Raw genomic sequence first — 1,341 nt, forward strand, 5'->3', positions numbered from 1 at the left:
GCGCATTTACCCTGAAGCGCGYGGCGTAGGTGCTGCGGTGATCGCCGCTTGGGCTGCCGTGGCGATTGCCGCCGTGGCGCTGGTGATGGTCTTGACCATGAAGACCCCGGACATGACGCAACCGGGCCAGGGTGAGTCGATCGACACCAACCCGGCCAAGGCCAACCGGGCCAAAGTGAATGAGCCTGTGCGCGAGATCCTTGGTCGCAGTAAGGTCTATCCGGATTACGTGGTGCAGCCGGTGTCCCGCTTCGTSAATAAGCGCGAGATGCATACCACGCTATGCCTGTGTGTCGGCGCCGGTGATCTTTCGGTGCTGACCAGCAGCATGAAGCTTGGTGACACCCCGTTGGCGGCTTTCGGTTCGGATGTGTCCTACACCCTTTATCCACCAGGTGCGGATCTTTCAGGCGATCGCCGAGTGGAGAACTGGTACTCGGTCGGAGAGGTGGGCGGTACTGACGCCGGAACATCTGGTTTGGACACTGCGTCAACGGCCTCGGGTGGATCCTCTGCGATGGCCGATGCGCTGGTGCTGGCTGGTTTGAGCGTGAGTCTGGCTGGCGACAATCCTGAGTTTCCAGAGACCTGGGCTGTCGGCACCACCGTGACGCTAAAAGCCCCCAACACCTACGTGGTGACCAGCGTCGGTGCCTATGATCAGGTCGGCGGGCCGCTGGGTGATCTGGCGCCCTTTGTCGGGATGAAGGTCACGTTGACCAGCGATGTGGATTATGACCTGGTGGTTGCGGGCTACTCGCCGTATGTGGCGCCAGTGGCCGGGGTGGGCGGCAGCCCTTCATCAGTGCTGGGCGCATCCTCTCCAACCACTTACGATTTCAGCGCCGCGGCGGTTGTCTGGACCATCACCTATCAGGGCGACAGCCGCACGATTTCGCTCGCCGCCAACTACGTGAACATGAGCGGCGTGCTGTCTGCGATCAGCACCCAGCTCGAAGGCATGGGGCTGACCGCTCAGGATAGCTCGGGTCGCCTGCTGATCGCCGAGCCCTACAGTCCGTATCAAGGCGGTGTCCTGTCACAGTCGAGCGCACCGGTTGCGTTGTTCGGCGTGAGCCCGGTCTACACGGTGGGTTCTGCCTCATCGGGTGGCGTTCCAGAACAGGCAGCCTACATCACCTTGCGCTACGAAAACGGTGAGCCGTTTGCTGGGCTCGCTGATGGCGCGCAGCGGATGGCTCTCGGTTATCGCGGCCATCAATACGAAATCACCAGCCTGGACGCGCTGACGATGACGGTGAAACGCCTGACGGATGCGGGCGTGGTTGATGCGGCATGGGCGGGTTTTGCAGCTCGCACGCTGCTCGACTTCTCTCTGGG

The 1,341-nt window shown here is 62.2% G+C and carries 1 pseudogene; it reads left to right on the top strand.

The window, feature by feature from the left end:
- Positions 1–37: 37 nt before the first annotated feature.
- Positions 38–1,341: pseudogene (locus tag AC1DRJ_RS27890) on the top strand (host specificity factor TipJ family phage tail protein); the annotation flags it as partial.

The sequence above is a fragment of the Pseudomonas sp. P5_B2 genome, assembly GCF_056400445.1.